This window comes from Paraburkholderia aspalathi, from assembly GCF_900116445.1.
GTDB lineage: Bacteria > Pseudomonadota > Gammaproteobacteria > Burkholderiales > Burkholderiaceae > Paraburkholderia > Paraburkholderia aspalathi.
On record NZ_FPBH01000010.1, the window covers coordinates 213,731 to 238,921 of the forward strand.

22 protein-coding genes are annotated in these 25,191 nt (G+C 62.1%); 11 read left to right on the forward strand and 11 right to left on the reverse strand.

Going from position 1 to position 25,191, the window contains the following annotated elements; translation table 11 throughout:
• Window positions 1-199: 199 nt before the first annotated feature.
• Both ybaK and plsY read left to right on the forward strand, forming a co-directional pair.
• The gene (gene ybaK / locus BM438_RS17830; RefSeq protein ID WP_093635704.1) at window positions 200-691 is read left to right on the forward strand and encodes a Cys-tRNA(Pro) deacylase; all 492 of its coding nucleotides are present in this window, start codon (window positions 200-202) and stop codon (window positions 689-691) included.
• A gap of 113 nt (window positions 692-804) precedes the next feature.
• Window positions 805-1,425, forward strand: a complete 621-nt coding sequence (gene plsY / locus BM438_RS17835; RefSeq protein WP_093635706.1) for a glycerol-3-phosphate 1-O-acyltransferase PlsY — start codon at window positions 805-807, stop codon at window positions 1,423-1,425.
• Window positions 1,426-1,659: 234 nt separating this feature from the next.
• Here plsY and BM438_RS17840 read toward each other — a convergent pair whose 3' ends face one another.
• Window positions 1,660-2,145 (reverse strand): YajQ family cyclic di-GMP-binding protein, encoded by a 486-nt coding sequence (locus BM438_RS17840; protein ID WP_054034313.1) that lies wholly within the window; start codon window positions 2,143-2,145, stop codon window positions 1,660-1,662.
• Between the two features lie 184 nt (window positions 2,146-2,329).
• On the opposite strand from BM438_RS17840, the gene murB reads away from it, so the two are divergent.
• Window positions 2,330-3,373, forward strand: coding sequence for a UDP-N-acetylmuramate dehydrogenase (murB, locus tag BM438_RS17845; protein WP_093635708.1), 1,044 nt, complete (start codon window positions 2,330-2,332; stop codon window positions 3,371-3,373).
• A gap of 141 nt (window positions 3,374-3,514) precedes the next feature.
• On the opposite strand, the gene BM438_RS17850 is transcribed toward murB, so the two are convergent.
• Window positions 3,515-4,741, reverse strand: a complete 1,227-nt coding sequence (locus tag BM438_RS17850; RefSeq protein WP_054034311.1) for an argininosuccinate synthase — start codon at window positions 4,739-4,741, stop codon at window positions 3,515-3,517.
• 239 nt (window positions 4,742-4,980) lie between these two features.
• On the reverse strand, window positions 4,981-5,910 hold the full coding sequence (argF, locus tag BM438_RS17855) for an ornithine carbamoyltransferase (RefSeq protein ID WP_093635710.1): 930 nt from the start codon (window positions 5,908-5,910) through the stop codon (window positions 4,981-4,983).
• A 437-nt stretch (window positions 5,911-6,347) separates the two neighbouring features.
• On the opposite strand from argF, the gene BM438_RS17860 reads away from it, so the two are divergent.
• Window positions 6,348-6,695: a DUF3579 domain-containing protein gene (locus BM438_RS17860; RefSeq protein WP_054034308.1), complete on the forward strand. Its 348-nt coding sequence runs from the start codon at window positions 6,348-6,350 to the stop codon at window positions 6,693-6,695.
• A gap of 229 nt (window positions 6,696-6,924) precedes the next feature.
• On the opposite strand, the gene rpsT is transcribed toward BM438_RS17860, so the two are convergent.
• Window positions 6,925-7,203: a 30S ribosomal protein S20 gene (gene rpsT / locus BM438_RS17865; protein ID WP_054034306.1), complete on the reverse strand. Its 279-nt coding sequence runs from the start codon at window positions 7,201-7,203 to the stop codon at window positions 6,925-6,927.
• Between the two features lie 576 nt (window positions 7,204-7,779).
• Here rpsT and murJ point away from each other — a divergent pair.
• Window positions 7,780-9,330, forward strand: a complete 1,551-nt coding sequence (gene murJ, locus BM438_RS17870; protein ID WP_093635712.1) for a murein biosynthesis integral membrane protein MurJ — start codon at window positions 7,780-7,782, stop codon at window positions 9,328-9,330.
• A 5-nt stretch (window positions 9,331-9,335) separates the two neighbouring features.
• Window positions 9,336-10,178, forward strand: coding sequence for a SirB1 family protein (locus BM438_RS17875; protein ID WP_093635760.1), 843 nt, complete (start codon window positions 9,336-9,338; stop codon window positions 10,176-10,178).
• A gap of 117 nt (window positions 10,179-10,295) precedes the next feature.
• Here BM438_RS17875 and BM438_RS17880 read toward each other — a convergent pair whose 3' ends face one another.
• The 5 genes from BM438_RS17880 to lpxK form a co-directional block, all read right to left on the reverse strand.
• Window positions 10,296-11,054, reverse strand: a complete 759-nt coding sequence (locus BM438_RS17880) for a 3-hydroxyacyl-CoA dehydrogenase (RefSeq protein WP_093635714.1) — start codon at window positions 11,052-11,054, stop codon at window positions 10,296-10,298.
• A 289-nt stretch (window positions 11,055-11,343) separates the two neighbouring features.
• A complete protein-coding gene (gene adk, locus BM438_RS17885) occupies window positions 11,344-12,009 on the reverse strand; it encodes an adenylate kinase (protein ID WP_054034304.1) in 666 nt (221 codons plus the stop codon).
• A 214-nt stretch (window positions 12,010-12,223) separates the two neighbouring features.
• Window positions 12,224-13,024 carry a 3-deoxy-manno-octulosonate cytidylyltransferase gene (gene kdsB / locus BM438_RS17890; RefSeq protein WP_093635716.1) on the reverse strand — a complete coding sequence of 267 codons (801 nt, stop codon included), beginning with the start codon at window positions 13,022-13,024 and terminating at the stop codon, window positions 12,224-12,226.
• Between the two features lie 169 nt (window positions 13,025-13,193).
• The gene (locus tag BM438_RS17895) at window positions 13,194-13,397 is read right to left on the reverse strand and encodes a Trm112 family protein (protein ID WP_006050060.1); all 204 of its coding nucleotides are present in this window, start codon (window positions 13,395-13,397) and stop codon (window positions 13,194-13,196) included.
• Window positions 13,378-14,394, reverse strand: coding sequence for a tetraacyldisaccharide 4'-kinase (gene lpxK / locus BM438_RS17900; protein ID WP_093635718.1), 1,017 nt, complete (start codon window positions 14,392-14,394; stop codon window positions 13,378-13,380). Before lpxK ends, BM438_RS17895 begins: the two co-directional genes overlap by 20 nt.
• Before the next feature lie 576 nt (window positions 14,395-14,970).
• On the opposite strand from lpxK, the gene xseA reads away from it, so the two are divergent.
• From xseA to BM438_RS17915, 3 genes are all read left to right on the forward strand, one after another.
• Complete coding sequence (gene xseA / locus BM438_RS17905; RefSeq protein WP_093635720.1) at window positions 14,971-16,350, forward strand: exodeoxyribonuclease VII large subunit; 1,380 nt, start codon at window positions 14,971-14,973, stop codon at window positions 16,348-16,350.
• A 219-nt stretch (window positions 16,351-16,569) separates the two neighbouring features.
• Window positions 16,570-17,148 (forward strand): superoxide dismutase, encoded by a 579-nt coding sequence (locus tag BM438_RS17910; protein WP_054034297.1) that lies wholly within the window; start codon window positions 16,570-16,572, stop codon window positions 17,146-17,148.
• Between the two features lie 631 nt (window positions 17,149-17,779).
• Window positions 17,780-20,248 carry a tetratricopeptide repeat protein gene (locus tag BM438_RS17915; RefSeq protein ID WP_093635722.1) on the forward strand — a complete coding sequence of 823 codons (2,469 nt, stop codon included), beginning with the start codon at window positions 17,780-17,782 and terminating at the stop codon, window positions 20,246-20,248.
• A 129-nt stretch (window positions 20,249-20,377) separates the two neighbouring features.
• Here BM438_RS17915 and BM438_RS17920 read toward each other — a convergent pair whose 3' ends face one another.
• On the reverse strand, window positions 20,378-20,656 hold the full coding sequence (locus tag BM438_RS17920) for a hypothetical protein (RefSeq protein WP_093635724.1): 279 nt from the start codon (window positions 20,654-20,656) through the stop codon (window positions 20,378-20,380).
• 253 nt (window positions 20,657-20,909) lie between these two features.
• Between BM438_RS17920 and BM438_RS17925 the strand changes: the two genes are divergently transcribed.
• Both BM438_RS17925 and BM438_RS17930 read left to right on the forward strand, forming a co-directional pair.
• Window positions 20,910-21,488, forward strand: coding sequence for a glycine zipper family protein (locus BM438_RS17925; RefSeq protein ID WP_093635762.1), 579 nt, complete (start codon window positions 20,910-20,912; stop codon window positions 21,486-21,488).
• A 297-nt stretch (window positions 21,489-21,785) separates the two neighbouring features.
• Entirely contained in the window at window positions 21,786-23,525 is a 1,740-nt protein-coding gene (locus BM438_RS17930) for a PQQ-binding-like beta-propeller repeat protein (protein WP_093635726.1), read from the forward strand.
• Window positions 23,526-23,668: 143 nt separating this feature from the next.
• Here BM438_RS17930 and BM438_RS17935 read toward each other — a convergent pair whose 3' ends face one another.
• A complete protein-coding gene (locus tag BM438_RS17935; RefSeq protein WP_093635728.1) occupies window positions 23,669-25,102 on the reverse strand; it encodes an NYN domain-containing protein in 1,434 nt (477 codons plus the stop codon).
• Window positions 25,103-25,191: the final 89 nt, after the last annotated feature.

The following is a 25,191-nucleotide window of genomic DNA, read 5'->3' on the forward strand; positions in this document are numbered from 1 at the left end:
TTGGCGCTTTAGCGCCTTACTCTGGTCCCATGCAAAGCTGTCGACCAGAGTTCGAGCTCTGCATGGTCGCTAAACGTATTCAGTGCCCGGCATACAGTGTGCCGGAAGATTTGCGAACGATCGTGCCACAATCGCCGATCCCGCACAATTGGCCGTTCGGCAAATAGCCGTTGCGCAAACTCGCCATTACAATGCGCCGATGAGCAAATCCAGACACGTTTCCGAAACGCCCGCGACGCAGTTTCTGCACCGTCACGGCGTCACTTTCGGCGAACATCCTTATGATTACGTGGAGCACGGCGGCACCGAGGAATCGGCGCGCCAGCTCGGCGTGGACGAACATCATGTCGTGAAGACGTTGGTGATGGAAGACGAGCACGCCAAACCGCTGATCGTACTGATGCACGGCGACCGAACCGTCAGCACCAAGAATCTGGCGCGGCAGATTGGCGCGAAACGCGTCGAGCCATGCAAGCCCGAGGTGGCGAGCCGGCATTCCGGCTATCTGATCGGCGGCACATCGCCGTTTGGTACGCGCAAACAGATGCCGGTGTACGTCGAGTCGAGCATCCTCGAGATGGACAAGATCTGGCTGAACGGCGGGCGGCGCGGTTTTCTGGTCAGCATCGAGCCCACGATTTTGACCGGCTTGCTGGCGGCGAAGCCGGTTCAGTGCGCGAGCGTCGATTGACGTTTGTCTCAATGTTTTCCGGGCGGGTGGGTTCGGTAGAATGTGCGCCGCCTTGTTCCCTGTTGCGGTTGGGGTGTCGAGTTTCAGACCGCCGATCCTTATAAGAGTCCCAGATGCAAAACCTGATCGTTGCTGTCGTTGCCTACCTGATCGGCTCGGTGTCGTTTGCCGTGATCGTGAGCGCCGCCATGGGGCTGGACGACCCGCGCTCGTACGGCTCGGGCAACCCGGGCGCCACCAACGTGCTGCGCAGCGGCAGCAAGAAGGCCGCGATTCTCACCCTGATCGGCGACGCCTTTAAAGGATGGCTGCCGGTGTGGTTCGTGGTGCACTTCGGCGCGCGTTACGGCCTCGACGAAACGTCGGTCGCGATTGCGTCCATTGCAGTGTTTCTCGGCCACCTGTATCCGATCTTCTTCCGCTTCAAGGGCGGCAAGGGCGTGGCGACCGCGGCGGGCGTGCTGCTCGCGATCAACCCGATCCTTGGCGTGGCCACCTTGCTTACGTGGCTGATCGTGGCGTTTTTTACGCGCTATTCTTCGCTGGCGGCACTGGCCGCGGCGGTGTTCGCACCGATCTTCGACGGCTTTCTGTTCGGGCCGCATATCATCGCGCTGGCGATTGTCGTGATGAGTTCGCTGCTAGTCTGGCGCCACCGCGGCAACATCGCCAAGTTGATGCGCGGCCAGGAAAGCCGCATCGGCGCGAAGAAGAAACCTGACGCAGCGGCGTAGCGCGGCGGGTCGTAACGAACCTCGAACTTGGGCGGGGTACCGCCGGGTGTTAGCCGGCGTGCCTGAGTGCCTTCACGAAGTACGCGCTGAACGCGCATGGGCTATGTGCCGAGCGCATGCAATCCGTGCGGGTACTGAGTCGGGCGCCGAATGTCGACGCGGCACGTTGCCGAGCCTCAACGCACGCGCATTGCCGAGGGGCGACACGCACTCGGCCTTGAGCGCGACGCGCGTTCAGTCGCGGAAGTTATTGAAGTCGAGCGGAGTGTCAGTCACGTCCTTGCGCAGCATCGCGATCACGCTTTGCAGATCGTCGCGCTTGCCGCCGGTGATGCGCACCGCGTCGCCCTGAATGCTCGCCTGGACCTTGATCTTGCTGTCCTTCACGAGACGCACGATTTTCTTCGACAGATCGCCGGATACCCCTTTCTTGATCTTGATGATCTGCTTGACCTTGTCGCCGCCGATCTTCTCGATCTTGCCGTAGTCGAGAAAGCGCACATCCACATTGCGCTTGGCCATTTTCGACAGCAGGACGTCTTTCACCTGACCGAGCTTGAAGTCGTCGTCGGCGTAGGCGGTGATTTCGCTTTCCTTGTGCTCGACGCGCGCGTCCGACCCTTTGAAGTCGAAGCGGGTTGAAATTTCCTTGTTGGACTGCTCGATCGCGTTCTTGACTTCGATCATGTCTGCTTCGCAGACGACGTCAAACGATGGCATTGTTTTCTCCCAATAGTGCTGCGGTGCGTGGCGCGGCCGGTCGGCTGCTCACGAGGCACTCGCTATAATCACGGACCGGACGTCATTTTACCGACGCCACTCCCTTTTGCCTAAGGCCGCCGCGCATTGTCGTGCGGCCGGGGCCTGATGTCGTTTAGCTGGCCGTTCCATTCTTCTCATTCCGATGTCCCGATCCGACTCCGCCGCGTTCATTGCCGGCTATCCGCTGAAGGCGCATAACACCTTCGGTTTCGATGTTCGCGCGCAGTTTGCGTGCCGGATCGAGCACGAAGCGCAACTGATGGCTGCCGTGCGCGATCCGCGTGCTACCGGCTTGCCGCGACTGGTGCTGGGCGGCGGCAGTAATGTCGTGCTGACGGGCGATTTCGCCGGACTGGTGCTGCTGGTGGCGCTGCAAGGCCGCCGCGTCGTGCGCGAGGACGATGATGCATGGTACGTCGAGGCGGCAGCCGGCGAGCCATGGCATGACTTTGTCGCGTGGACTTTGTCGCAAGGGCTGCCGGGGCTGGAGAACCTCGGGCTGATTCCGGGCACGGTGGGGGCGGCGCCGATTCAGAACATCGGCGCTTATGGGCTGGAAATGTGCGAGCGATTCGCGTCGCTGCGGGCGGTCGAGCTGGAAACGGGCGCCGTCGTCGAACTCGATGCAAAAGCGTGCCGATTCGGTTACCGCGACAGTTTTTTCAAGCGGGAAGGGCGCGACCGGTTTGTCATCACGTCGGTCACTTTCCGTTTGCCGAAGGTTTGGCAGCCGCGTGCCGGCTATGCGGATATCGCGCGTGAACTGGCTGCCGGTGGTCATGCCGATGCCGCCGCGCCGAGTGCGCAGGCGATTTTCGACGCGGTAGTCGCGGTGCGGCGCGCCAAGCTGCCCGATCCGCTTCAGTTGGGTAACGCCGGGAGTTTCTTCAAGAATCCGGTCGTCGAAGCCACGCAGTTCGAAGCGCTGAAGGTCAAGGAGCCCGAGCTTGTGTCTTACCCGCAGCCGGACGGCCGGGTGAAGCTCGCGGCGGGCTGGCTGATCGATCGATGTGGCTGGAAAGGCCGCGCGATGGGTGCAGCGGCCGTGCACGAGCGGCAGGCGCTGGTGCTGGTCAATCGCGGTGGGGCGAGCGGTGCCGAAGTGTTGGCGCTCGCAAAGGCGGTTCAGCGCGATGTGCTGGCGCGATTTGGGGTTGAACTGGAAGCGGAGCCGGTTTGCTTGTGATTGCGTGAGCGGCATGCAGCAATGAAAAAGGCGCCGGGAGTTTCCTCCTGGCGCCTTTTTTGCATCTGAGCTTCGGCTTCGGCTGCGCTTCTCGGCGCTTAACTTCGCTAACGCGAAGTTAGCCCTCACCAATGCTAACGCTTAGTCGCGCTGACGACGCGCATTCTCCGCAATCCGCATACGCAGCGCGTTGAGCTTGATAAACCCGCCAGCGTCGGCCTGGTTGTACGCACCGCCGTCGTCGTCGAACGTAGCGATCGTCTTGTCGAACAGCGTTTCCTTCGAATCGCGCGCGACAACCGAGACGCTGCCCTTGTATAGCTTCACACGCACCCAGCCATTGACCTTCTCTTGCGTATGGTCGATCAGCACCTGGATTGCGCGACGCTCCGGGCTCCACCAGTAGCCGTTGTAAATCAGCGATGCGTAACGGGCCATCAGGTCGTCTTTCAGGTGGGCCACTTCGCGGTCGAGCGTGATCGACTCGATACCGCGGTGCGCCTTCAGCATGATCGTGCCGCCCGGCGTTTCATAGCAGCCGCGCGACTTCATGCCGACGTAACGGTTTTCGACCAGGTCCAGACGGCCGATGCCGTGCTTGCCGCCCAAGCGGTTCAGCTCGGTCAGCATTTCAGCCGGCGAAAGACGCTTGCCGTTGATCGCGACCGGGTCGCCGTGCTCGTACTCGATGTCGAGGTATTCAGCCTGGTCGGGCGCCTGTTCCGGCGACACCGTCCAACGCCACATATCGGCTTCGGCTTCGGCCTTCGGGTCTTCCAGGTGGCGGCCTTCGAACGAGATGTGCAGCAGGTTCGCGTCCATCGAATACGGCGCGCCACCTTGCTTGTGCTTCATTTCGATCGGAATGCCGGCCTTTTCAGCGTACGCGAGCAGTTTTTCGCGCGACAGCAGATCCCATTCGCGCCACGGTGCGATCACCTTGATGCCCGGTTCCAGCGCGTAATAACCGAGTTCGAAGCGAACCTGGTCGTTGCCCTTGCCGGTTGCGCCGTGCGAGACCGCTTGCGCGCCAGTGGCGCGGGCGATTTCGATCTGACGCTTGGCGATCAGCGGACGTGCGATCGACGTGCCCAGCAGGTATTCGCCTTCATAGATCGTGTTGGCGCGGAACATCGGGAACACGTAGTCGCGCACGAATTCTTCGCGCAGGTCTTCGATGAAGATGTTGTCCTGTTTGATGCCGAGTTGCAGGGCTTTCTTGCGCGCCGGTTCCAGCTCTTCGCCCTGGCCGATGTCGGCCGTAAACGTGACGACTTCGGCGTCGTAATTGTCCTGCAACCACTTCAGGATGACGGAGGTGTCGAGGCCGCCCGAATAGGCGAGCACGACTTTCTTGATATCGCTCATGGTGAACTCGTAGCTGGAGAAAGCTGGAAAACAAGGCGCGCCGGCGGTTCCGGAGCGCGGAAAACCACTATTTTGACACTAAACCGCCGCTTGCCCGCGTTTTTGGAGTGCTGCGGTGGGTGAGCCGGTTCCGTTTGCTTTCGCGGACGCCGGCTCGATGCGTGGCGTTAAACGTGGATGCCTTGCCTCGTATTCAAGGCCCCGTCACGCTTCACGCAGGTGCTGCGTAGCCGGCTCGCTTAGTGATTCAGCTTGCCGAGCAGCAGGTATTCCATCAACGCCTTTTGCACGTGCAGACGATTTTCCGCTTCGTCCCACACGACGCTTTGCGGGCCGTCGATCACTTCCGCGCTGACTTCCTCGCCGCGGTGGGCAGGCAGGCAGTGCATGAACAATGCGTCAGAATTGGCGCGCGCCATCATTTCGGCGTCGACGCACCAGTCTGCAAAGGCTTTCTTGCGGGCTTCGTTTTCTGCCTCGAAGCCCATGCTGGTCCACACGTCCGTGGTGACCAGATCGGCGCCCGTGCAGGCCTCGTTCGGGTCGTCGAATTCCTGATAGAACGGGGCGCTTTCAGTGGCGACCATGGCGTGGTCGAGCTTGTAACCCGGCGGCGTGGACAGGCGCAGCTTGAAACCGAGAATCTGGGCGGCTTCGATCCACGTGTACAGCATGTTGTTCGCATCGCCGACCCACGCAACCGTCTTGTCGCGAATCGGACCGCGATGTTCGAAATACGTGAAGATGTCCGCCAGCACCTGGCACGGGTGATATTCGTTGGTCAGCCCATTGATCACCGGCACGCGCGAATTCTCGGCGAAGCGCGTGAGAATGTCCTGGCCGAACGTGCGGATCATGATGATGTCGACCATGCGCGAGATCACTTGCGCGGCGTCTTCGATCGGCTCGCCGCGCCCGAGTTGCGTGTCGCGCGTGCTCATGAAGACGGCGTGGCCGCCCAGCTGGAAGATGCCGGCTTCGAACGACAGGCGCGTGCGTGTCGAGTTTTTCTCGAAGATCATCGCCAGCGTGCGGTCGTGCAGCGGGTGGTAAGTCTCGTAGTTCTTGAATTTGCGTTTCAGAATGCGCGCGCGTTCCAGCACGTACTCGTAGTCTTCCAGCGAGAAATCCTTGAACTGCAGGTAGTGGCGAATTTTCTTGGCGGTCATGAAACAAATACGGCGGTCTCACCCGGCAGGATTGCCGGACGGCGCCGCCGTCTTTTGTGGTAACTCAATGCAGCATAAAGGATTTCGCCCCGTTTGACGAGTCGGCCAAAAGGCCAGGCAAGCTGTCTGAAAGCCTTTCGCAACGTTCAAACGAGGCTTGTGTGCGCTGCGGAAAAAGGTCCGCTGCGCTATAATCTACCGGTTATCCCTAAGCCCAGCAGGCCGGTATTAAGCTTGCGGGACACGGCTCGCGCACTCCGGAAAGTTTCGTCGCGATGCGCCGTCAAGATGAGCGCCGAGACGGCTTATCTGGCCCTTCGTGGTTTCTGGCGGCGCAGCTCGCCATTCAGGCGCGGCCAACGTGTTCAGGCATCCCAAAGCCGCTTTGCAGTCAGCTTTGCCGTCATCCCGCTGGGCAGTCACACAGGTATTCCTACATGGCCGAAGCAGCTCCAACCGAATATTTCATTCAGGGCATCACCTCGACCGGAAAAAAGTTTCGGCCGAGTGACTGGTCGGAGCGGCTCGCAGGCGTCATGGCGTGCTTTGGTCCCAGCCCACGGGGCAGGGGCCCGAATGCTTACCTGCAATACTCGTTGTATGTCCGGCCCACCATGATCGGTGACCTCAAATGCGTGATTCTCGATTCGCGCTTGCGCGACATCGAGCCGATGGCCTTCGATTTCGTTCTCAACTTCGCGAAAGATAATGACCTTCTCGTGACCGAGGCTTGCGAGTTGCAACTCGAGCACGCTACGCCGCAAGAGAAAAGGCACGTGATCTAACGCGAGCTAGCCGGGCCGGATCGGCAAAAGAAAAACCCGCCATTGGCGGGTTTTTTTGCGCCTGAAGCATTGGCTTCAAGGCGGGTGGCTTCGATGTGCAGCCAACTGACTCGCGAGCAGGCGTGAGTCAGCGTCCGTTTCCGTCGGGCCAAGCAAAAAAGCCCGCCGAAGCGGGCTTTTCTGTAGCAGCGGAAACAGGAGGTAGCCCACCGAAGCGGGCTGACCGAATTTACTGCGCTGCGGGTGCTTGCAGACCCTTGAGGGCTGCAGCCAGACGGCTCTTGTTACGAGCTGCCTTGTTCTTGTGAACGATTTTCTTGTCGGCGATGATGTCGATGGTCTTCGACGATGCCTGGAAGATCTCGACGGCCTTAGCCTTGTCGCCTGCTTCGATTGCCTTGCGGACAGCCTTGATAGCCGTGCGGAACTTCGAGCGCAGTGCCGAGTTGTGCGAGTTTGCCTTGGCGGCCTGGCGGGCGCGCTTGCGTGCTTGTGCGGAGTTAGCCATGACGGTTCCTTATCCTGTTCCTGTTTCCAGTACCTGACCTTCAAGTGGTGAGGTGCTGCTTTTAGATCGAACTCTTGGAAGCGATTGCCCAAGAGCGCAAAAGTGTCGAAATAATTCGAAAAATCGATCGGCCTACGCGAAGGCGGGCCCGTGTTCCGGTGTATTTCGAGGCTGGTTGGCGCCTCAATATGGCTTGCGCGCCGCTGGAGCGACGCCTGCCTACTGCGTGCCCGAACCTCCTCGAAAACCCGTCCGAAAATTGAGCGAGCTTCGAAACCGGCGATTATAGCAACAAAATCAGGCACGTGGCAACGAGGAATCGCCAATTCTGATACGCCGGGTCGGCGCGCCTCGCTGGGGATTCTGTTAGTTTTGGCGAGTTTCGGCGATTCACGAACGTCTTGGCGCCGCCACAACGGGCAAGCGCGGCAGCGAGGGTGCGACTCGCGGAATCCGCGGCAAGCAACAAAAAACAACCCGATCCGCTCATCCGACCGAACGTCTGCGGCGCAAATCGGTCCGATTCGCGTTCCGGCTCGTCGTCCGCACCTGCGGCACCCGTATAATAAGCGCCCCATGAATCTATTCCGAGCCCTGCTGACGGTCAGCGGCTTCACGCTGCTGTCGCGCGTGACCGGACTGGCCCGCGAAACGCTGATCGCCCGCGCGTTCGGCGCCAGTCAATATACTGACGCGTTTTACGTCGCCTTCCGCATTCCCAATCTGCTGCGCCGCATTTCCGCCGAGGGTGCTTTCTCGCAAGCCTTTGTGCCGATTCTGGCCGAATTCAAGAACCAGCAAGGACACGACGCCACCAAGGCGCTCGTCGACGCGACCTCGACCGTACTGGCCTGGGCGCTCGCGATTCTCTCGCTGATCGGTGTGGTGGGGGCGTCGGGCGTCGTGTTCATTGTCGCGTCAGGGCTCGCGCATGAAGGCCAGGCCTATGCGCTAGCGGTCACGATGACGCGCATCATGTTCCCGTACATTATTTTCATCTCGCTGACGTCGCTGGCGTCGGGCGTGCTGAATACGTACAAGAACTTTTCGCTGCCCGCGTTCGCCCCGGTCCTGCTGAACGTCGCGTTCATCGTTGCGGCAGTGTTTGTCGCGCCGCGCCTGCAAACGCCGGTCTACGCGCTCGCGTGGGCGGTGATCGCCGGCGGCGTGCTGCAATTCGTCGTGCAACTGCCCGGTCTGAAGAAGATCGACATGCTGCCGCGTATCGGCCTGAATCCGCTGAAGGCGCTCGCGCACCGTGGCGTGAAGCGGGTGCTGTCGAAGATGGTGCCGGCCATGTTCGCCGTGTCGGTCGCGCAGATCAGCCTGATCATCAACACTAATATTGCGTCGCGCATCGGCCCGGGCGCCGTCTCCTGGATAAATTACGCCGACCGGCTGATGGAGTTTCCCACTGCGCTGCTCGGCGTCGCGCTCGGCACGATCCTGCTGCCGAGCCTCTCGAAGGCACACGTGGACGCCGATCCACATGAGTATTCGTCGCTGCTCGACTGGGGGCTGCGCGTCACTTTTCTGCTGGCCGCCCCGAGCGCCGTCGCGCTGTTCTTCTTCGCCCAGCCGCTCACCGCGACGCTGTTCCACTACGGCAAGTTCGACGGCAACTCGGTGGTCATGGTTGGCCGCGCTCTGTCGGCCTACGGCATCGGCCTGATTGGCCTGATTCTGATCAAGATCCTCGCGCCGGGTTTTTACGCGAAACAGGACATCAAGACGCCGGTGAAAATCGGCATCGGCGTGCTGATCGTCACGCAACTGAGCAACTATCTGTTCGTGCCGATCTTCGCGCATGCCGGTCTCACGCTGAGCGTCGGGTTGGGCGCTTGCGTCAACGCGCTGTTCCTGTTCCTCGGCCTGCGCAAGCGTGGCATCTACATGCCGTCGAACGGCTGGTTGAAGTTCTTCGTGCAGTTGTTCGGCGCCTGTCTGGTGCTGGCCGGCACGATGCATTGGCTTGCGATCAGCTTCGACTGGATCGGCATGCATAACCGGCCGGTCGACCGGATCGTGTTGCTGGGGGCGTGCCTGGTACTGTTCGCCGCGCTATATTTCGGTATGCTTTGGCTGATGGGCTTCAAGTACGCGTATTTCAAAAGGCGAGTGAAGTGATCACGATGACGCGAGTTCTCGACTATTTCAGTACGCTGGTTGCCGAAGATGACAGCCTGCCGCTGACCGAGGCGGCGCTCTCGCTCGCGCAGGACGCTTATCCCGATCTCGATTTGCAAGGCACGCTGGCCGAGATCGACGAGCTGGTTTTGCGTTTGCAGCGCCGCATGCCGGACGATGCCGACATCAGGCAGAAGGTCGGCATTCTCAACCGTTTCTTCTTCCGCGAGCTGGGTTTCGCCAGCAACCTCAACGATTATTACGATCCCGACAACAGCCATCTGAATATGGTGCTCAAGCGGCGCCGCGGCATTCCGATTTCGCTGGCGGTGCTGTATCTGGAGATGGCCGAGCAGATCGGCGTCCCGGCGCGCGGTGTGTCGTTTCCGGGCCACTTCCTGTTGCGCGTCACCACGCCGGATGGCGACGTGATGCTCGATCCGACTAGCGGGCATTCGCTGTCCGAATCGCAGATGGTGGACATGCTGGAGCCGTATGTGGCGTCGGCGGGCGAGTCGGTGAGCAGGGCGCTGCGCATCTTGCTGCAGCCGGCCACGCGCCGCGAGATCATCGCTCGCATGCTGCGCAATCTGAAATCCACGTATCTTCAGACGGAACGCTGGCAACGTCTGCTGGCGGTGCAGCAGCGTCTCGTGATTCTGCTGCCGGACAGTATCGAAGAGGTGCGCGATCGCGGTTTCGCTTACGCGCGGCTCGATTATCTGCGCCCGGCGCTCGAAGACCTCGAACGATATCTCGGCGACCGGCCGGATGCGGAGGACGCGACGGTGGTGGAGTCGCAGCTGCACGAATTGCGTCAGCGCACTCAGTACGACGATCGCGACTAAGAGTCGCTTTCCGGCCTACCGGTAAAAACAAAACGCCTGCACATGACGCATATGATTCATGCGGTGCAGGCGTTTTTCATTGGTGCAGCCGCATAAAGCGCCGCGCCGGGTAAATCATTACTTCGGTTGCATCCGGATCGCGCCGTCCAGGCGAATCACTTCGCCGTTGAGCATCGGATTGTCGAAGATCTGCTTGGCCAGCATCGCGTACTCGGCCGGCTTGCCGAGGCGTGGCGGGAACGGCACCATCGCGCCGAGCGCATCCTGCACTTCCTGCGGCATGCCGAGCAGCATCGGCGTTTCGAAGATGCCTGGTGCAATCGTCATTACGCGGATTGCGTTGCGCGACAGGTCGCGTGCGATCGGCAGCGTCATGCCGACCACGCCGCCCTTGGACGCAGCGTAGGCGGCCTGGCCGATCTGGCCGTCATACGCGGCCACCGATGCCGTGTTGATGATCACGCCACGCTCGCCATTCGCATTCGGTTCGTTCTTCGACATGGCCGCGGCGGCGAGCCGGATCATGTTAAAGGTGCCGATCAGATTGATGGAGATGGTGCGAGCGAACGACTCGAGCGGATGCGGGCCGTCTTTGCCGACCGTCTTGATGGCGGGCGCAACGCCCGCGCAATTGACGAGGCCGCGCAGCGTGCCGAGCTTCGTGGCGGCTTCGACCGCTTGCGTAGCGTCGTCTTCGCGGCTTACGTCGCACTTGACGAACACGCCGCCGAGTTCCTTCGCGAGCGCCTCTCCGGCATCCTGATTCAGATCGGCCAGCACCACCTTGCCGCCGTTTTCGACCAAAAGGTGCGCCGTGGCCGCGCCGAGACCCGATGCACCGCCGGTGATCAGGAATACGTTGTCACGAATCTCCATGTCTTCTCCTTTGCTTCAGTTCAGTAATGTCTCGATCGAATATCTTTTCGATGATCGATTGTAACGGCTATGCTGCAATGCGGAAAGCGAAGCGGCGGGGGATGCCGGCCGGGTGGGGCCTCTGGCGGTCGAAAACCCATAGCGCCGCGGAACTGCTACGGATGGCTAATCAATGCGGGGCATGATGGACGACGGAGACCGGAGAAACGCGAACGCCACGCCACGCCGCGGGCAATAAAAAACCCGCCAGAACGGGCGGGTTTTTCGACCAACAACGGCGGATGCGCGATTACTTCAACGCATCGAACGCGCGGTTGCGAATTTCGTCGACCGAGCCGAGGCCCGAAATGCGGCGATATTGCGGTGCCGTCAGCGAAGTCGCCGGGTCGCCGTTTTGCGCCCAGTTGTTGTAGTACTCGATCAACGGCTTGGTTTGCGCAACGTACACGTCGAGGCGCTTCTTGACCGTTTCTTCCTTGTCGTCGTCGCGCTGGATCAGCGGTTCGCCCGTCACGTCGTCCACACCTTCGACCTTCGGCGGGTTGAACTTGACGTGGTACGTACGGCCCGACGCGGCGTGCGAGCGGCGGCCGCTCATACGCACGATGATCTCTTCGAACGGCACGTCGATTTCCAGCACGTAGTCGATCGCGACGCCTGCCTGCTTCATAGCTTCTGCTTGCGGAATGGTGCGCGGAAAACCGTCGAACAGATAACCGTTCGCGCAATCCGGTTGCTGCAGGCGTTCCTTCACCAGATTGATGATCAGCTCGTCCGTGACCAGTTCGCCGGCATCCATGAAACGCTTGGCTTCAAGACCGAGCGGCGTGCCTGCCTTGACGGCCGCGCGCAGCATGTCACCGGTGGAAATTTGCGGAATGCCGAATTTTTCCTTGATGAAGTTTGCCTGAGTGCCCTTGCCCGCGCCGGGCGCACCCAAAAGGATCAAACGCATGTGATATCTCCAGATCTATGTGAATTCTTTGGTGACGCTGCAGCCATCCCGCGATTCGTCGAGGGACCCGCATCGGGTTCCGTTTCGCGTCTCGCGCTGCACGTCGAACACGACGGCGCTGCAAGACCACAACGGTGCGACCGGGGCAAACCCTGACTCTCGCGTCTAAAGGGAGGCGCGCACAACCGTCCGATTATGCCATGGGTTTTTCCGCTCAAGCCCCGAATAAAGCCTGCACGCGCGCGAGATCGGCGGGCGTGTCGACGCCGGGCAGCGGCGCATTCTGCGTGACGAGCACGGCGATTCGCTCACCATGCCACATCGCGCGCAGTTGTTCGAGCGCTTCGACCTGTTCGATCGGCGAGATCGCGAGACCCGGATACGAGCGCAGGAATCCGGCGCGGTACGCGTACAGGCCGATATGCCGGTGGACGACTGCGGGGGCCGGCGGCGTGGGCATCGACGCGACGTCGGGCCAATGCGGCTGATACGCGTCGCGTGCCCACGGAATCGGCGCGCGCGAGAAATACAGCGCGACGCCGCGCGCATCGAGCACGACCTTGACGATGTTCGGATTGAAAATTTCCGCGGGGTCGGTGATTGGATGCCCGGCGGTGGCGATCGCGCAACCATGGCTCGAAGCCAGGTGCGACGCCACGCCGCACACGAGGGCTGGGTCGATCAGCGGCTCATCGCCCTGAACGTTCACCACGATCGTTTCGTCGCTCCAGCCGAACTGCGCCGCCACTTCCGCGAGGCGGTCGGTGCCCGACGGATGATCGGCGCGCGTCAGCACGGCTTCGAAACCGTGCTCGCGGGCGACATTCAGCACCGCTTGTGCGTCGGAGGCGATCAGCACCTGCTGCGCGCCCGATTCGCGTGCGCGTTCGGCGACCCGCACCACCATCGGCTTGCCGCCGATGTCGGCGAGCGGCTTGTTGGGCAGACGCGTCGAAGCGAGCCGGGCCGGCACGACGGCGATGAACGGGGGAGTGGTGGCGTTAGCGTTGGTCATCGGAAGGACGAGCGGCGATGAAACCGGAAGAAAGCGCTCGCAAGTGCAGGGCGGGCGCTGATGGGAAAGACGGACAACAAGACGGCAAATGCGGCGATTGCGGATCAGACACGCGCGGCGCGCTGAATGGTCTCGCGCCGCACCCGCCTCGCGTCGGGCAAAAGCTGATTCAGGCCACCGAGCCCGGATTCAGGTCGACCGGCGTGCCTTCCACGGTCTGGCGTGCTTCGTCGACCAGCATCACCGGAATGCCGTCGCGGATCGGATAGGCAAGTTTGTCCGCGTTGCAGATCAGTTCCTGCGCAGAACGGTCGTAGCTGAGCGGGCCCTTGCAGATCGGGCAGACGAGAATTTCAAGCAGGCGAGCGTCCACGGACTTTCTCCACAACTAATGCAATGAGGCGATGATCGAGCGCGGCTTCGACAGGGACAACCCAGATGCGCGCGTCGTGCCAGGACCCTAATTTTACCGCATCCTTTTCAGTTATCAGGATGGCGTCCGCGTCGACGTCCGCAAAAGGATTGCGTTCGAACGCGTAGTGATCCGGCAAGGCGCGAGTGGCGGGCGTGAGGCCGGCCGCGCGTAGCGTCGCGAAAAAACGTTCCGGCGCGCCGATGCCGGCCGCGGCCAGCACGCGCTCGCCGCTGAATTGCGCGAGCGGGCGGCGCAGAGCGGGATTGTCGAGATGCCAGGCGTCGGCGGGCGCAAGTTGCAGCGCGAACGTGTTCGGCCATGGGGGCAGCGTGCGGGCATATGGGTCGTTGATCAGCGTCGCATCGCGATGGCGCGACAGCGGCTCGCGCAGCGGACCGGCCGGCAGCAGAAAACCATTGCCGCCGAGCCGGTGATCGAAGACCACCAGTTCGGCATCGCGTTCGAGGCGGTAGTGCTGCAAGCCGTCGTCGCTGACGATCACGTCGATTTCGCGATGCGCGGCGCACAGCGCCTGCGCGGCGGCGACGCGATCCGGACAGACCCACACCGGCGCGCCGGTGCGGCGCGCGATCAGCAGCGGCTCGTCACCGCCGACGCTTGCCGCCGACGTCGCGAGAACCGGCGTCGGTCCTTTGACGCGCGCGCCATAGCCACGTGACACCACGCCGGGCTTAAAGCCGGCGGCGCGCAAGGCTTCGACCAGGGCGATGACGGTCGGCGTCTTGCCGGTGCCGCCGACGGTCACATTGCCGACCACCACCACCGGCACGCCGATGCGCACGGATTTCAGCCAGCCGAACGAGAAAGCGGCGCGGCGCGCGGCGGCAATCGCGCCGAACACGCACGCGAAGGGCGTCAGCGCCCACGCAAGCGGTCCGCGCTGCTGCCACTCGCGCGCGAGGCGTGTTTCGAGACGGTCGCTCAGTCCGCTCATCGGCAAGCCGCAAGAGCAGGCGAAAGGGGCCGGGACGGCGGCATGGAAGCGCCAGGTGCAATACGCGGTGCAAGCATCAACGCGGTTCTCCGGACAATCGAAAAGTGAAGCGAAAAGGTCAGACAGTGGCTATATCCGATGCGCTCGCGCGGTGTGCCCGCAGTGTGCAGTCTATGGGCTGTAATCGCGAGCGCGGCGGACTTTCAACATGCTGTCGAACCCGCCACTCTAGCGCGCGCACGTCCCGCCCGGCAAGTCACGCACCTCGCGCCGCGCGGCAAGTGGCGGTTCCGGACGACGCCCACAGCCTGTGGATAACTTTGTGGAGAACCTGCCAGTCAACAGGCTGAGAGGGCCGCGCCGAGCGCTCCGTATCGGCAATCGTGCTCTTTAACGAGATGCAAAATCCATATAAATCAAGGACATGCTTCCAATTCACGCGACCTGGCGGGCGATCTGGCGGCATTCGTCTAACGGCTCCCGACATGTGGACACTTTTAACAATTCGTCTGCTGTGCTGGACGCCGATGGCCACTCGGTCTATCGTCTGTCTGGCCAGTCACCGATATTCCTCGCATGAATCCCGAAAGCCCTTTTTCCGCGTCGGCTACGCCCGGCGGTGAAGTTGTCGTCCCCGTTTCCGCGCTCAACCGTGCCATTGGCACGATGCTCGAACGCTCGTTTCCGCTCGTCTGGGTGTCCGGGGAAGTGTCGAACTTCACGCGTGCCGCGAGCGGCCATTGGTATTTCTCGATCAAGGACGCGCAGGCGCAGATGCGCTGTGTGATGTTCCGCGGTCGCGCGCAATACGCCGAGTTCACGCCGCGCGAAGGCGATCGCATCGAAGTGCGCGCGCTGGTGACGATGTACGAGCCGCGCGGCGAGCTGCAACTGAATGTGGAAGCGGTGCGCCGCACGGGGCAGGGGCGTCTTTACGAAGCCTTTCTCAGGCTGAAGGCGCAACTCGAAGCCGAGGGGCTCTTTGCCGCCGAACGCAAACGCGCCTTGCCGGCCCATCCACGGGCGATCGGTATCGTGACGTCGTTACAGGCCGCCGCATTGCGTGACGTCCTGACCACCTTGTCGCGCCGCGCCCCGCATATTCCGGTGATCGTCTATCCGGCGCCGGTGCAGGGCGTGGGCGCCAGCGCCAAAGTAGCCGCGATGGTCGATGCGGCCAACTCGCGGCGCGAAGTCGATGTGCTGATCGTGTGCCGCGGCGGCGGCTCGATTGAAGACCTGTGGGCGTTCAACGAAGAAGTGCTGGCGCGCGCGATCGCCGAAAGCGCGATCCCGGTGGTGAGCGGTGTGGGTCACGAAACCGATTTCACGATCGCCGACTTTGCCGCCGACGTGCGCGCACCGACGCCCACCGGCGCCGCCGAACTCGTCAGCCCGCAGCGCGTGCTGTTGCTGCGCGAGCTCGATCATCGGCATGCGACGCTCGCCCGTGGCTTCGGCCGCATGATGGAGCGGCGCGCCCAACAACTCGACTGGCTCGCGCGCCGGCTCGTGTCACCGGCCGAGCGGCTCGCGCGGCAGCGCACGCATTTGCAGCAATTGAGCGTGCGGCTGGCATCGGCGGGCGCGCGTCCCGTGCGCGACGCCCGAGCGCGGTTTTCTCTGCTGCAGATGCGCTGGCAGCGCTGGCGCCCGGATCTCGCCGCGCATCAGGCAAAGCTCGGCATGCTCTCGCAGCGCCTGGACGCTGCATTGTTACGCCAGCATGAACGTCAGTCCGCGCGTATCGACACACTGGCTGCCCGGCTCGAAGTACTGAGCCCGCAGCGCACGCTGGAGCGTGGTTATGCTGCCGTGCTCGACGCGCAGAGCGGCCGTGCGGTGCGTGCGCCGTCGTCACTGAAGCCGGGTCGGCGCCTTACGGTGCATCTCGCCGAAGGGGCGGCGGACATTGCCCTCGCCGACGTCCAACCGCGCCTGACCGACGGTTTCTGACACTTCGCCGATGGCGCGCCAAAGCGCATTTTTGACCGTCGCCGAGACCGGGCACACGCCGTGCGAAGGCACTAATTACGCTATGTGTGCGGCATGTTCGCCGATGCCGGACATAAAGTCCGTTGGTTTGCGGGGTTATTCCAACTCGCCTACAATCGAGTGCTCTAAAGCCTTATCCGCAGACTCCCCCACAACAGATACAGACACAAGGAAAGCACCATGGAACATACGCTCCCGCCGCTGCCGTTTGCAAAAAACGCACTCGTTCCGAACATGTCGGAAGAGACGCTCGAGTATCACTACGGCAAGCACCACCAGACCTATGTGACCAACCTGAACAATCTGATCAAGGGCACGGAGTTCGAGAACCTGTCGCTCGAAGAGATCGTCAAGAAGGCATCGGGCGGCATCTTTAACAACGCTGCTCAGGTGTGGAACCACACGTTCTTCTGGAACAGCCTGTCGCCGCAAGGCGGCGGTGCACCGACCGGCGCACTGGCTGACGCGATCAACGCCAAGTGGGGTTCGTTCGAGAAGTTCAAGGAAGAATTCGCCAAGACAGCAGTCGGCACGTTCGGCTCGGGTTGGGCATGGCTGGTGAAGAAGGCTGACGGTTCGCTCGACCTGGTGTCGACGAGCAACGCAGCTACGCCGCTGACCACGGATGCGAAGGCACTGCTGACGATCGACGTGTGGGAACACGCGTACTACATCGACTACCGCAATGCGCGTCCGAAGTTCGTTGAAGCGTACTGGAACATCGTCAACTGGGCATTCGCGTCGAAGAACTTCGCGTAAGTTTGCCGGTTGCAGCGTGACAGGATAGTTCGGATATCCAATCAAATTGGAGATCCGAACAGATCGCTGCAATGATGTCTGGAAACGGTAGTAAAACAGAAAGCCCTCCTTCGTGAGGGCTTTCTGCTTTTTGGTTCTTCAGGTTTGCCGTCCGTCGCATTTGCGCGTCAAATCTTTCGTCATTCCTATCCATTGTTACTTACGGGTTACTGAATATTTCTTGCTACCGGCAAGCTTCGTCAGCGTTCCGCATTCAGGATGCTGCATTGCCGAAAGCTTCTGGTCTTGTCATCGAAAGACTCGTCATCGTCTTCTCCATCAGCTGAACTGAGCGTGCACCGCCATGGCTATGCGCCGCGCGCTTGCCATGCTCGCTTACAGTTTCGAACCTTGAAAGCTTCCGTGAAGTTTCGCTCCCCGGCTGGAAGCGGTGTGACTGCATCGCCACATGTTTCTTGTGGTGAGCAATGGTAAACCTCGGTAAGGACTCGCTCGCTATCGTTCGCTGATGTTCGTTCCCCTTCGCGCGGCCTGTGGTTCGCCTCGCGCGACGGCATCACAAGGATGTGATGCGGACAGCGGTCCGGGTCGAAGTGACATCGGTGAAACAGCAGTCCTCCGGCGGGGCACGATGGAAATCACTCAGATTCTGGATCTCGCGACGGCACATCATCTCGCGGGTGAGTTCGGCCATGCCCGCGAGTTGTACGAACGTACGCTCGCGATCAACCCCGACGACGCGAACGTGATGTTCCGCCTCGGTGTGCTCGACATGCAAGGTGGCGCGTACGAGGCCGCACTTGCGTGGCTCGATGCGGCGCTGACTCGCGCACCGGAAAACGCGCGATATCACTTCGTTCGAGGACAAGTGTTTGCCGCCGCGCAACGATTTACCGAAGCGATCGACGCCTATCTGCAAGCACTGTCTTTCGAAGCCGGCTCCGCCGACGTGCTATTCGCCCTGGCGGCGGCGCTGCAAGCAGTCGGCGAATACGCTGCTGCGATTGAGATCTATACGTCGCTGCTGGCGCTTGAACCAGGGCACGTCGATGCGCTCAACAACCTCGGCAACTGCCACCGGCAACAGGGCGACCTGCATGCCGCGGAAGCCGCATACCGCCGCGCGATCGCAGAGCAACCCGAAGACGCCAACGCACTCACGAATCTCGGCACACTCCTCGAGGCGCAAGGCCGTCTGGACGAAGCCGTGATGCAACTCGAGGCAGCGGTGCGCGTGGCACCCGACTCGCCCTGCAGCCTGGTGAATCTCGGCGTCGCGCTTCACCGGCGCGGCGAGTTCGTACGATCCGCTGCGTTGCTGACGCACGCGCTCGAGTTAGACCCCGTCTTCCCCGAAGCAGCGTACAACCTGGCCAATGCGCTGCATGCGCTCGGTAGGCGGAGCGAAGCGGTAAGCCACTATCAGCGGGCGATCGGGCAAGCGCCGGCACACGCCGATGCCTACAACAACCTGGGTATCGTCCTGCAAGAGTCGGGCTCGCACGAGGACGCCGCGCAAGCGTTTAGCACGGCGATCCGCCTGCGCCCGGGTTTCGTTGCCGCGCTCAACAATGCGGCGACCCTGATGCGTACGCTCGGCCGCATCGCCGAGGCGGAATCTCATTTGCGCGAAGCGCTCAGCGTGGACCCGCATCATTCGGTCACGCACAACAATCTCGGCAACGTGCTGAAGGACCAGGGTCGCCTCGACGACGGCATCGATTGCTATCGTCGGGCGCTCACGTGCGATCCCTACAATGTCGTCGCGCACAGCAATCTGGTCTACGCATTGAGCTTCCAGGCCGAGCATCCTCAGCCGCTACTGGACGAAAGCCGTCGATGGTCGGCGCGGCACGAGGCGCTGTATCGCGGCACCCACGAGCCGCATCCGAACGATGCGACACCGTCCCGCCGCTTGCGTATCGGCTACGTGTCGCCGGACTTCCGCGATCATTGCCAGACGTTGTTCACACTGCCGCTGCTCTCGCATCACGATCACGAACAGTTCGAAGTCTTCTGTTACGCGAGCGTCACCCGGCCGGACCATCTGACGCAGCGCGTAGCCTCTTATGCCGATGCTTGGCGCGACGTACGCGCACTCAACGACGAGCAGCTCGCACAGATGATCCGCGACGACCGGATCGACATTCTCATCGACCTGACCATGCACATGGCGGATGGCCGTCCGCTGCTGTTTGCACGCAAACCCGCGCCGGTGCAGATCGCCTGGCTCGCCTATCCGGGCACGACCGGCATCGATGCGATCGACTACCGGTTCACCGACCCGTGGCTCGACCCGGTCGGCAGCGATGCCTGGTATAGCGAAGTTTCCATCCGTCTGCGGGACTCTTTCTGGTGCTATGACGCGTTGACGGATACGCCTGAGGTCAATGCGCAGCCCGCGCTATCGAGTGGCTATCCGACGTTCGGCTGCCTGAACAACCCGTGCAAGCTGAGCGATGTGACGTTCAGGCTGTGGGGCGACGTGATGCGCGAGGTGGCGGATGCCAGGCTGCTACTGATGGCCCCGAACGGCGCGGCCCGTGCGCTTCTGCTCGAACGAATGGGACACCATGGGATCACCGAAGAGCGGGTCTCTTTTACATCGTTCCGCCCGCGCGCGGACTATCTGCGGACGTATCACCAGATCGACGTCGGGCTCGATACGTTTCCGTATAACGGCCATACGACGAGCCTCGACTCGTACTGGATGGGAGTGCCGGTCGTCACGCGGGTCGGCAGCACGTCAGTGGGGCGTGCCGGACTGAGCCAACTGGAGAGCCTGGGTCTACGCGACCTCGCCGCGGACAGCGACGCACAGTTTGTCGAGACCGCCGTCCAGCTGGTACGCGATCTGCCGCGCCTGAGCGCGATGCGTGGCAGCCTGCGGGCACGGCTCGCGGCATCGCCGTTGATGGACGGCGCGCGCTTTGCGCGCCATGTCGAGGCCGCTTACCGCCACGTATGGGGAACGTGGTGCAGGCAGGGGCAACGGAGCACGCCGGCGAGGCGCGACAGCGCTACAGCGGGAGGTATGACGATGCCAGGTGAAGCCCTCGGAGGGCGCGCAACGCGTGTTTCTCCGGCAGTTACGAGGTAACCGGGAGAGATAGTCGTCGGGTTGGCACCTGCGAGGCCGGTCGGAAGTGCAAGCTTTGTCACAGATGGTAACTGCGGCGAGGTCAGCGGGCCCTTGTTCCGCGCCGATTCAGACCCTGCGGGCGTCCGATCAAGGCTGCGTCGACGCACCCCCGGCCGTATCTGAATCCGCCGACATCTGCCGATGCCGATGGCCACGCCCGCCGCCGCTGGGCGACACCGAACTCGCAGGCGCGGGAGGTGGAGGCGGGTGATTGATGTACTGAAAATTCTGCGCGATCGACGCGCTGGGGAAGGTCGCCGTAGACGGTTCGATCGCGCTGCTCGGGAATGTCGTGTTCGACTGCGCGAAAACGGGCGATATGCAGGCGGCAGAAGCCGCCGCCACCAGAAAAACAAGCCGGTTCATCGAGTCATCCTCTGGTTCATTGCCCACTATTACCGCAAGCCAGTTTAGGCTGCGCGCTGCGAAAACAGATTGCGGCTTCGCTTACAAGCATTACCCGATATGACGTGGCTGCGCGGGCCTTTCAGGCTGTGAGACCAAGCGGCGCGAACGCGCGCGAGAATGTAAGCGAAAAACTTTCTGTAACGATCTCGTAACCAAGCGCGATACCGATTGGCATAACGTTTGAATTCCAATGTCATTGAAGCGCACGAACATGATCTCCAGCACCAAGTCGATTAGCCTCGCCATACCGGCCGCCGTCGTTGCGCTCGCGCTCGGCGGTTGCGCGGTCATGCCGCCGAGCGGCCCAAGCGTGGTCGCGCTGCCGCGCAGCGGCGAGCCGCTTGGGCAGTTCCAGCAAGACGACTATGCATGCCGCGACTATGCGAACCGTTCGACGGACCCGAACGCGGCCGCCCAAGCGGCGACCACCAACAGCGTGAACAGCGCCGCGCTGGGCACGCTTGGCGGCGCGGCGGTCGGCGCACTGATCGGCGCGGCGGCGGGCAATGCGGGCGCGGGCGCAGCGATCGGCGCGGGCAGCGGCTTGCTGATCGGCGGCGCGAACGGCGCGAATGGCGCGCAGTATTCCGCGGCGGGCCTGCAAGCGCGCTACGACGCCTCCTACGCGCAGTGCATGACCTCGAAGGGCAACACGATCTCGCAGCCACCGCAACCCGCCTACTACGCGCCGCAGCCGGCCTATTACGCACCTCAGCCCTACTACTATGCTCCGCCGCCGCGGTATGTCGCGCCGCCTCCGGTGATGTACGCGCCTTACCCGTATTACTGAAACTGAGGTCGATCGGAAACCTCGCTTCGCCGAAACACACCGTTTGCGCCAGGGGGCAGGCAAGCTTGTTGCTGTAAAGCTTTTGTCATCTCTGGCGGAAAGACACGAAACGATGGCGGCAGGCCGCCCGGCAAAGGGCGTACGTTTGGATAGAGGGCCAGGGACGCCGGTTGTCTGACGGTTCCGCACAGCCCGCACACTCCACTCCATCCCTGCCGGCCCCCGCCGTTTCTGACTCCGCCGTTCGACGCAGCCCGACGCACGGAGTGAGCCGGACATCGTGCAAACGAGGCGACCATGCAGCGACCGCAAACCGGCACGTTCAATCCGAGAATGTGGTCCCGCGTGTGCGAGCGGCTGGCGATTGCACTCGTCGCCGGCTGCTTCCTTTCTTGCGGCGGCGGCTCGGGTGGCTCATCGGGTACGGGTTCAGGTTCGTCCGCCGGCGGCGGCACCACCGGCAGCGGCTCGTCGACCGGCAGCGGCGGTACCGGCTCGACCAGTTCGGGTGGCACGTCGATGGGCACGACAGCCTTCGCCACCGACGTGCTGATGCATCACAACGATCTCGCCCGCACGGGCCAGATGCTCGCCGAGACCACGCTGACGCTCGCGAACGTCAATTCAACGAGCTTCGGCAAAGTCGCGTTTCTCGCCGCGGACGGCAAAGTCGATGCGCAGCCGCTGTTCGTCACCAGTCTGCCGATTGCCGGCACCGCACACGATGTGGTCTACGTCGCTACCGAACACGATAGCGTGTACGCGTATGACGCCACCACCTTCGCGCAATTGTGGAAGGTCTCGTTGGTCGGCAGCGGCGAGACACCCAGTGACGATCACGGTTGCCAGGACATCACGCCGGAAATCGGCATTACGTCGACGCCGGTGATCGATCGCAATCGCGGCGCGAATGGCGTGCTGTATGCCGTGGCGATGACCAAGGACGGCAGCGGTGGGTACCATCATCGGCTGCATGCGCTCGATCTGACCACGGGGGCAGAAGTGCTCGGCGGCCCGACGGAGATTGCGGCGAGCTTCCCCGGTAGCGGCGCGGGGAGCGTCAACGGCACCATCACCTTCAATCCATCGCTGCATACCGTGCGCGCGGCGCTCACGCTGGTCGGCGGCAACGTCTATATGGGCTGGACCGCGCACTGCATGTCAGGCGCTTACACCGGCTGGTTGATGGCCTATAGCGCCGACACGTTGAAGCAGACCAGCGTGTTCGACGTCGCGCCGAACGGTAGCCAGGGATCGATCTGGATGGCCGGCTCAGGCATGGCCTCGGACGGCACCTCGATTTACGTCGTCGACGGCAACGGCACGTTCGGCACCACGCTGAATGCGCAGGGCTTTCCGGTTGACGGCGACTTCGGAAACTCGCTGATGAAGCTGTCCTTAGGAAACCTGCAGGTCACCGATTACTTCGCCATGAGTAACGTCGTGGCCGAGGCAAATGCCGACAACGATTTCGGTTCGGGCGGCGTGATGCTGTTGCCGGATCAGACGACCGCGGGCGGCGTTGTCAAACACCTGGCGGTGGCGGCGGGCAAGGACAATCTGATCTACGTGGTCGATCGCGATTCGATGGGTAAATTCAGTCCCACGGCGAACAATAACTGGCAGGTGCTGACCGGCACGCTCGCGGGCGGCATCTGGGGCTCGCCGGCTTATTACAACGGTGTGGTCTATTACGGCGGCTGGAACGATAACCTGAAGGCGCTGCCGATCTCCGGTGCATTTCTCGCGACCACCGCATCGTCAAAGAGTCCAACCACGTTTGCCTATCCCGGCGCGACACCGGCCGTGTCGGCCAATGGCTCGAGCAACGGCATCGTCTGGGTGGCGGAAAACGGCACGACGGGCGCCCTGCATGCGTACAACGCAAGTAACCTCGCGAGCGAGCTGTACAACAGCAATCAGGCCGGCACGCGCGATCAATGGGGCGCGGGCAACAAGTTCATCACGCCGATGATCGCGCGCGGCAAAGTGTTTGTGGGCACGACGAATGGGGTGGCGGTGTTTGGTTTGTTGTAGGTGTTGCGAACTGGAAATGGAAAAGCCCCTGCTCGTTGCGAGCAGGGGCTTTTTGTTTGCGACGGAGTTTGCGTTGTTGCGGCATTCACATTGCTATCGGTGTACCGGAGGAAATCCGGTGCACGTCACGCAAAGTGAGACGCTTATTCCGCCTCGCTCGTTGCCGCTGCCTTACGCGGACGGCGACTGCGTGGGGTGGTTTTGCGCGCTGCCTTTTTGGCGGCCGCGGGCGCCTTTTCTTCGGTAACAGACGCTGCCGGCGCTTCAGCAGGCGCCGCGATCTCCGGGACCTCATCGATCTTTCGCGGTGTTGCCTTCTTCGTTTTCTTCGCGGCTGTCTTGCGCGGTGCGCGTTCCTTGCGGCGCTTAGGTTGGGCGGTGCCCGCTTCCGGTGTTTCTTCTGCGGCTACTGCGACCGGTTCAGTTGCAAAGGCCTCCGGTTGTGCCCAGGTGGCTTCCGGCTGTTCGAAAACGGATTCACTGGCCGACGGCGCGTGCGTGTGTCCCGTGTCAGTTTGAGCCTGTGCATGACGGCTGTGGTCAACCGCCACACGCTCTTCCTGCGCGCTTTCCTGCTGGCCACGGCCGGGCTTGCGATTGCCACGGCCTCGGCGGCGCGACTCGTGCTTGCCGCCCGACTCGGCGACCACGGTTTCGGCAACCTGTGCTTCAACGATCATCTGCTCTGCCGACTCATTTGCTTCGGCTGGCTCGTTCACGTTTTCGGCGCCCGCATTTCCAGCCGCGCCCCGATAAACGTACGCGCCTGACTTCTCATCGCGGCCGAATTCGAGCAGCCCGCGCGCATGCGCTTCTTCCAGCAGATTGCCGAATGCGCGAAAGCCGTAGTACGTCTCGTTGAAATCCGGCTTGCGGCGCTTGATCGCGTTCTTCAGTACCGATGCCCAGATTTTGCCGCTATCGCCACGTTCGGACGCGAGCGCGTCGAACGTCTGCACGGCGATCTCCACCGCTTTGGTGCGACGTTTTTCGAGGTCCTCCTTGCTGCGCGACTTTTCTTCGTCGGGCGTACGTTTGGCTGTCTGCTGCGCGGTCTGTTGCGGGCGCGACGACTCGCGCTTGGCGACCGTGCGCTGACTTTCGCGCACGAGGTCGTCGTAAAAGAAGAATTCGTCGCAGTTCGCGATCAGCAGATCGGAGGTGGATTGCTGCACGCCGACACCGATCACCTGCTTGTTGTTCTCGCGCAGCTTCGACACCAACGGCGAAAAATCCGAGTCGCCACTGATGATGACGAAGGTATTGACGTGCGATTTCGTGTAGCAGAGGTCGAGCGCGTCGACCACGAGCCGGATGTCGGCGGAATTCTTGCCCGATTGGCGCACGTGCGGAATCTCGATCAACTCGAAGTTGGCCTCGTGCATCGCGCCTTTGAAACTCTTGTAGCGGTCCCAGTCGCAATACGCTTTCTTCACGACAATGCTGCCCTTGAGCAGCAGACGTTCGAGCACCAGCTTGATGTCGAACTTGTCGTACTTCGCATCGCGCACGCCGAGCGCAACGTTTTCGAAGTCGCAGAATAGCGCCATGCTGACGGTTTCGTTGGATGACGCCATGAATATCTCCATTGAAGCGATCGTCGAATTCGACGAATCGCGACCATGATAGCGATTCCAGCGGAGGTGATCAGCTTTTGTGTTTCAGG